General features: G+C 66.9%; 8 protein-coding genes. 1 reads left to right on the top strand and 7 read right to left on the bottom strand.

The features are described from left to right. Positions 1-7: 7 nt before the first annotated feature. The 7 genes from ACWEBX_RS23110 to ACWEBX_RS23140 all read right to left on the bottom strand — a co-directional run bounded on the left by ACWEBX_RS23110 (position 8) and on the right by ACWEBX_RS23140 (position 5,700). Positions 8-673, bottom strand: a complete 666-nt coding sequence (locus ACWEBX_RS23110; RefSeq protein WP_451886709.1) for a DUF2637 domain-containing protein — start codon at positions 671-673, stop codon at positions 8-10. A gap of 87 nt (positions 674-760) precedes the next feature. Continuing rightward, positions 761-2,134: an FtsK/SpoIIIE domain-containing protein gene (locus ACWEBX_RS23115; protein WP_451886710.1), complete on the bottom strand. Its 1,374-nt coding sequence runs from the start codon at positions 2,132-2,134 to the stop codon at positions 761-763. A gap of 4 nt (positions 2,135-2,138) precedes the next feature. Beyond that, positions 2,139-2,489, bottom strand: coding sequence for an SCO3933 family regulatory protein (locus ACWEBX_RS23120; RefSeq protein WP_358818699.1), 351 nt, complete (start codon positions 2,487-2,489; stop codon positions 2,139-2,141). A 218-nt stretch (positions 2,490-2,707) separates the two neighbouring features. Beyond that, positions 2,708-3,310: a hypothetical protein gene (locus ACWEBX_RS23125; RefSeq protein ID WP_451886711.1), complete on the bottom strand. Its 603-nt coding sequence runs from the start codon at positions 3,308-3,310 to the stop codon at positions 2,708-2,710. An 82-nt stretch (positions 3,311-3,392) separates the two neighbouring features. Further along, positions 3,393-4,121, bottom strand: a complete 729-nt coding sequence (locus ACWEBX_RS23130) for a GntR family transcriptional regulator (RefSeq protein ID WP_451886712.1) — start codon at positions 4,119-4,121, stop codon at positions 3,393-3,395. Positions 4,122-4,227: 106 nt separating this feature from the next. Continuing rightward, positions 4,228-4,671, bottom strand: a complete 444-nt coding sequence (locus ACWEBX_RS23135) for an ATP-binding protein (protein WP_451886713.1) — start codon at positions 4,669-4,671, stop codon at positions 4,228-4,230. Positions 4,672-4,959: 288 nt separating this feature from the next. Next, complete coding sequence (locus tag ACWEBX_RS23140; RefSeq protein ID WP_451886714.1) at positions 4,960-5,700, bottom strand: GntR family transcriptional regulator; 741 nt, start codon at positions 5,698-5,700, stop codon at positions 4,960-4,962. A gap of 88 nt (positions 5,701-5,788) precedes the next feature. Between ACWEBX_RS23140 and ACWEBX_RS23145 the strand changes: the two genes are divergently transcribed. Then, positions 5,789-6,889: a DUF1152 domain-containing protein gene (locus tag ACWEBX_RS23145; RefSeq protein WP_451886715.1), complete on the top strand. Its 1,101-nt coding sequence runs from the start codon at positions 5,789-5,791 to the stop codon at positions 6,887-6,889. The last annotated feature ends 77 nt before the right edge of the window (positions 6,890-6,966 follow it).

Below are 6,966 nucleotides of genomic sequence, written 5' to 3' on the forward strand. Positions count from 1 at the left end.
CCCGGGTTCAGGTGAGTTGAGCGGCGATAGCTTCAGCGAGCGGGCCCGGGACACCGAGGCGGGCTCGCAGGGTGTCGGTGTCGATGGGCGCGCCCGTGCGGGTGTGATGCTCGGCAGCCACCTTTCGGGCGTGGTCGAGGAGCGCGGTCGGAAGCCGACCTGTCGATGGAGCGGCGAGCGCGGGACGCGAAACAGGGGCAGCCGACCGAGACGCGGGTACCGGGGGCGATCCCTGTCGCACTGCTTCGTTCGTCGTCTCGACGTCCTGCTCACGGAGGTCCGGGGCCGGATCGGCGGGTCCGTGCGCCAGCAGCGTGCCGCCGAGGAAGGCGACCGCCGGCCAACCGGCCACGACGATGCGGAGCGAGGCAGGAACGTGGTCAAGGTCGAGGAGTCCGGCCGTCGCGATGTTCGCGCCGAGACTCGCGGTGAGCGCGACCACGAACCAGCACCACCCGGCCGCCCTGGACTCCCCCAACCTCAGCCGCTTCCAGGCCGCCACCAACAGCAGATCGACGCTGATCGGGTAGGCCCACGCCTTCCAGCCGTCCTGTCCCGCGGCGACGGCCAGATCATGGAGGTGTGCGAAGGACAGAGCGGCAGCGATGACCGCTTGAACCAGTACGGCGTCCACGCGGACCGGAAACGCGCGCGCTACGGAGCGCTCGGCCACGCCGATCACGTCCTCTCATTCGGTTTCGGGCATGGCGGGGGTCGGGACTTGGCACGAGGCGGTCGCGCCGGCCGTCGGGGCAGTGGGTCAGCCGGTCGCCGGATGCGGCTTGGCCACGGCAGTCGGACTGACCACGGGGGAAGCCGAGACGTGCGGCCGGAACGGCTTCAGAGCCGGTACGTCGGGGGCGAGCTCGGCGGTCTCGCGGCAGATCGTCGCGGCGTCGCCGAGGGAGAGGTACGGAGTGCGCATGCGTCCCCAGCCGCCGGACGTGTCACCGGAGACGGCCAGGCCGGGACGTTCGGCAGGAATGGTGGCAGCGACGCCGACAGCTTCGGGGGCGATGTCGCCGAGGGCCATTTTGGCGGAGGCCTCGTCGTTGACGCGGTGGCAGACACGGCCCGTCAGTTGAGCCCGGAGCATGGTCGCGCCCTTGCCCAGCTCGGCGCCGAAGCGCTGGCCGCAGATCTCCAGGTAGATGCCGGCTGCCCGTCCTAGCTGGGCCAGTCGGATCAGCTGGGTCACCATTTCGTCGCGCCGTTCCTCGTCCTTGCGGCTTGCCACGAGGAAGAGTTCGGCGACCTCGTCGACGAACAGCACAATCGGCGGCGGCCGTTCGTCATCCGGCAGCCCCCACACGTCGGAGGTGATCTCCTCGTCCGGGATGCCGGGCGCGATGCCCTGTCGGGCCTTGATCAGGTCGTAGCGGTCCTCCATTTCCTTGACGAGGACGGGCAGCAGCTCGGCGGCCTCGTCGGAGTCTGTGGCCAACGCCGACAGCCGCGGAGCGAAGGGCGCCAGCTCAACACCCCGCTTGCAGTCGATGCCGACCAGGGCAACCGGCTGAGCGGCCAGCTCTGTCAGCAGGTTGCGGAGGAACATCGACTTCCCCGACAAGGTCGCGCCGAGGACGAGTTCGTGAGGGACCGCTCGATAGTCGTGGACGAACACGGTCGCGTCCTCCCGCAGCGCCACCGGCACGGCGAGAAGGTCACGCACCACTCGGCGCGGCATTTTCACCGTACGCAGCACGTCGAAGCCCACCAACCGCAGCTCGACCACGCCCGGCTTGATCTCACGAACGTGGACCGCGTGGACGCCCCAGGCGTGACGCAGCCGCTCACACGAGGCAGCCACGTCCGCCGGCTCCTGGCCGGGAGCGAGCCGAAGTCGGATTCGCAGCCCCGTGGAGGTGGGACGGATCAGCCCCCGGCGCGGAGGCACCGGCCGAACTTCACGGCGGGTCGTGGCCCTCACGGCCAGGGCTCGCAGTCGGGACGGCTGGACCGTCAGCCCGCACGCGTCCATGGTGGAGCTGTACGAGCCAACCAGCCGGACCACCGACGAGGGCAGCCCGACCGTGGCCCAGTAGACCGCCGGGTGCGCCTTCCGGGTATAGACCGCCCCGCCTAATAAGGCGAGGGGTCCACCCAGTTCGGCCAGGGTCATCAGCTCGGACACGAGATCAGTTCTCCTGTCCGGTGAGGAAGACGCCCGGGACCACGGCCGCCGCCCGGTAGGCGATGCCGTGGCGAGCCTGTCCGCTGAAGACGCTCTCCCAGGGACGAGCGACGAGGCCGGGCAGGGAGACCGGAGCACCGACGGCCAGGCCGTCCGTGACCCCACTCTCCGGAACGGTCACCGCGATGAGGGAGGACTCCCCCTCGTCGATGTAGACGACGCCGACCTTCATCAGCGCCTCCCCACTGACCGCGTCCTTGGCGATCTCGCCCGTCTGCCGGTCCTTGACCTTCGGCTCAGGCGCCTCGGTCAGCAGGATCGTCGCGGACGAGGTCTCAACTCGAATTGCACGCACAGAATCCTCCTTCATAGACACCCGCCAGACGACCTGACAGGTTGACTTAGCAAGTTCGAAGTTAAGGAAGTCAGGTTGACTTGTCAAGTGGCCTCGCTGCCACCCCAGTTGAGGTTTCTGGGACATGACCTGCTCAGCACCAGCTCGACCATTTTTCGGGATCCAAGCCCGGGCTTGTGGCGATCAGCATCTAACTGCCCCTGCCATCGAGATACGGCTCACGCTGAGCACTCGAATCCGTCGACCTCGCCGCGATAGTGGGTGGCCATGGCTGCTGCGTACCAATCCGGGACCGCCCCCCGGAACACCTGGGAGAGGTACGAGTCCAACGCATCGTCGACTCTCAAGAACGGACCGAACTCCGCACGCCACGCGTCGCGGGCCGATGCGTTCGGGAAACCTTGAAATACCGCCACCTCCGGGTCGCGCTCACCCCAACATCCCCACATCCCCGAAGAGCCCGTCACCGCAACTACGTTCGCCATGATGGTGATCGAGTCAAGGGCATCGCCATCTGGCGTGAAACCGACGGCGTCCCAGTAGTCGTCTCCGCTGGCCTCCGCTGAAAGTGACAGTGCGTGCGTGAGGGACGTGCCGTTGCCGGATTCGAGGACGAGCAGTTCGACGTGTCGATCTCCGTGCCACTGAGCCATCGCGCACAGTGCCGGCCACAGGTCCGGGGTGAGGAGGACACCGAACTCACAAAACAGCGTGTCGCCCCTGTTCTTCCGGAAGACCATCTCCGGCAGCCTCGCGTCGAGGTCGAAGACGGAAGCGCAGTGTGCGCGAACATCGCTGCTTTCAGGCAGGCGGTCTGACACGGTCAAGTCCTTCTGTGCGGGTGCGAGGCGCTGACTTATGCCCCCATACGTAAGTGATCCAGAAAAGGCGGCCGAATCCGACTCAGCCGAGCCGATAGGTGTCTTCCAGCTCCTGCCGATCAGCAGGCAGAAGAACATCCGTGACCTGCAAGGCCTGTCCGGCAACGTCACACGCGACGACCAACACGCTGAGCACCGGCCCCCCTTGAGGAATAGCCAAGAGATCAGCCTCTTCCAGGCTGGGCAGCCGGGCCGAGACGCGTTCGGTCACGTGGTCGAAGCGCACCTTCTTGCGGGTCTCCAGGTGCACACGCTGCCCCTCTCGCAGTGGAGACGAGGCAGAGAGTTCAGTCCCGTCGGCCAGGCCGGCCGGGAAGTACGAGGAAGAGAGCTCGACCGGCTCGCCGTCCTGTTCCACCAATAGCCGCCGAACCAGGACCGTCGCGCTCTTGGGCACGCCGAGGAGGGAGGCGACCCTAGGCGGTACGGGCACCTGCTCGACCTGGACCAGGCGACCTTGAACCGAGGATTCGTCACGCTCCAGCGCCTCGCGTCCTCGCTGGTCCTTCTGCTCGACGACTTCCGGCCGCCCCCGGACGATGGTGCCGAACCCTTGCCGGGACTCCAGCCAGCCATCCCGCTTCAGCAGCTCCAGCGCGCGGACAACAGTGGGCCGAGACATCCCGAAAGCTTGGACCAGCTGATTTTCACTCGGGACCAGGCTCCCCGGCGGGTACGTACCGTCCTCGATACGTCCCTGGAGCGTCTGCGCCAGCCGCACATACTTGGGTGCAGCCACCTCGTACGCCATAGCCCCGCCTAGTGAGAATCCGCCAAGTCAACCTGTCAACCAGCCTACTCACGTGAGTGGGCGCTGAAAACCCGCGGACCCATCGGCGCTACAGACTCAAACGACTTCACGGCTTCCAGGCTTCGTCGATCTGGAACCACACAACCGTGCCACCGAAACGGCTGGGGCCCGCAGCCCACGAGTCCGCGAGCGCGTTGACCAGGCAAAGCCCCCTGCCGTGTGCATCGTTGGCCCTGGGGCTGCGCAGCCGGACATCCGCCGGGAACCCGGGGTTATGGACGTCAACCCGCAGGGACTCCCCCAGCCGCGACCACTCGACCCGGACCCGCCAGGGCTCTTCGGCCTCCCCGTAGAGAATCGCGTTCGTCACCAACTCGGAGAGCATCAGCACGCAGTCATCGATCGAGCAGGCCAGGTTGTACGGGGCGGTGAACTTCCGGAACCACCGCCTGGCCCGAGCTACGGACTCGGGCACGGGATAAAGGGTCATACCCCCGATCGGCGACGGTCCAGCTACCGCGGCTTCGGACTCTTCACGTGCATCCGCCATGAGCGCCACTACTCCCTACCGGTGCCGTCGCAGTCGAGACAGCGCCGCTTGGACGTAGCACGGACGCGAGCCTCGGCAGCGGAGAGCGCCAAGGCGGAGCGGGAGCTGACGTGCTTCCATCCTCGCCCCCGGCATCCACGACAGACCGCTTCCCGCGAGACGTGCCGTAACTCCCCGCGCCCCTGGCTCACGCCTGTGCCCCTTCCGGTCAAGTGGCCTTAGCCACTTACTGGATAGTGGCATTAGCCACTCGAAGCCACAAGCAGTTCTCAGAGAGAAGGCCGATTTCTAGCTGATCGGGTAGCCCTGCTCGAACGCCCAACGCCCAGGTGGGTACGTGGCCTCGGCGAACTCCAGAGGTCGATCCTGCAGGTCATAGACCACGTGATGAACGATCAAGACGGCTGCATCAGGCTCAAGTTCAAGGTCAGCAGCCTCATCCTCGGTCGCCAGCCGGGCACACATCCGGTCTTCGGCATAGCTTCCCTGGCGACCCGTCATGCTCTCCACGTACATGAGCGTCCCCTCCTGAATCCGTTCAGGATCAAGGAGCTTGGGGGCCCGCTCGCCGACATCGACACCGAACCACGAGGTCGAGATCGTGATGGGGCCGGCCTCGTTCTTGGTCACCCGGCGCCGATGAGCAGCTCGGGCTCCGGCCGCCAGACTCAGCGCATCCGCCACGTAGTCAGGCGCCTCCAGCCAGCCGGCGGAGGTGATCACCGCGTACTCGCCCGGCGTATAGATCTTGCCGGTCTGCTTGGCACGGCCGTAGAGCTCCCGAGCCCGCCGATTCACCGCGAGGCCCCGCACGTAAGTACCCGACCCCTGACGTTTCTCCACGAGCCCCTGATGACTCAGAGCCTCCAGAGACCGGGCCGCCGTAGGGCGTGAAACGCTCCAGTCCGCGGCGAGTTGACGTTCCGAGGGAACCTCGTCGCCAGGCCTCAAGTCGCCTCGCAGGATCTGATCGCGGATGTGGTGCGCGATCTGGAGGTACTTGGGCTGGGTCTCTTCGATCTGCGGCATCGGAGCCCCTCCCTAAGTGGCTATGACCAGTAGCCACTATAGGGTGAGTGGCCGGCACGGGAACCCGTACGCTGCCAGGGTGACCCGCTTGATCGTGGCAGCAGGAGGAGGGGGCGACGCAGTCGCCGCCGCAATGCTCGACGCAGCCCTCTACGGAGACGGCGGCAATCCGGCGGTGATCCTCACCTACGCGTGGGACCGCCTCCTGATCGATCCAGTGCCAGGACCACGTGGGTCGGCGAACTTCACGGGCCTACGTCCCCTCACACGAAGCGTCTGGACGGTCCCGGCCGACGCAAAGCCCATCGCTCCCGCAGGCTCGACGCTCCCCCGGCTGGCAGCCGAGCTCCCCCACACCTTCGCCCTGATCGATCCCATGCACGGCGCCGAGGGCATCACCCGCCAACTCGAAGAGCTCATCGAGCACCTGGCCCCCGAGTCCATCGACCTCTTGGACGTGGGCGGCGACATCCTCGCCAAGGGCGACGAACCCACCCTGCGCAGCCCGCTAGGCGACGCCCTCGCTCTGGCCGCATGCTGCCAAGTCAACGCACCTGTACGGCTCCTGGTCGCCGGCCCCGGCCTGGACGGAGAGCTCCCGGCCGAACTTCTGGCCGACCGCATGGGCCCCGCAACCCTGATGCTCACAGCCGAGCACGTCGAACCGATCAGCTCAGTCCTGGAATGGCACCCGTCCGAGGCGACAGCGATGCTGGCGGCCACGGCCCGCGGAGTCCGCGGCCTCTGCGAAGTCAGGGACGCCGGCCTACCAGTCCCGCTCACAGGCGAGGGCCCCACCGTCCACGAAGCGGACCTGGACGACGCCCTCAACCGCAACGAACTCGCGCGCGCCATCCTCGCAACGGAGACCCTTGCAGAGGCGGAGCAGTACAGCCGCGAAATCTGTGGATACTCCGAGATCGACTACGAGCGCAACAAGGCCAGTTGGCTCGGCAGCCAGCCGGAACGGAAGCTCGTCCCTGAGGCCACTCTCCGGCAACTCGACCAGTTCGAGGCCAAGGCCCGCGACCGCAGTGTCACGCACACGACGTTCCGCAGGCTCACCGAAGCCCTCGGCCTCAACGGCAAGCAGCGCCAGGACCTCAGAGCTCTACTACTCAGCAGCCGCCCGGAGCAGCACGAAGCTCCACTGTGGCGCATCCCAGCCGAAGTGTCGAGTCTCAGTTGATGGTTGACGGGTTGGCGTCGGGTGATGCTTGACGTCTGCCCTAGACGATCTTCCGGCGATGGTGTTCGCCGGACTTG

The organism is Streptomyces sp. NPDC005070, from assembly GCF_053600395.1.

Bases quoted from the DNA above. Each gene is read 5' to 3' on its own strand.
- ACWEBX_RS23130 (WP_451886712.1), bottom strand. From the start codon at position 4,121: ATGGCGTACGAGGTGGCTGCACCCAAGTATGTGCGGCTGGCGCAGACG.
- ACWEBX_RS23135 (WP_451886713.1), bottom strand. From the start codon at position 4,671: ATGGCGGATGCACGTGAAGAGTCCGAAGCCGCGGTAGCTGGACCGTCG.
- ACWEBX_RS23140 (WP_451886714.1), bottom strand. From the start codon at position 5,700: ATGCCGCAGATCGAAGAGACCCAGCCCAAGTACCTCCAGATCGCGCAC.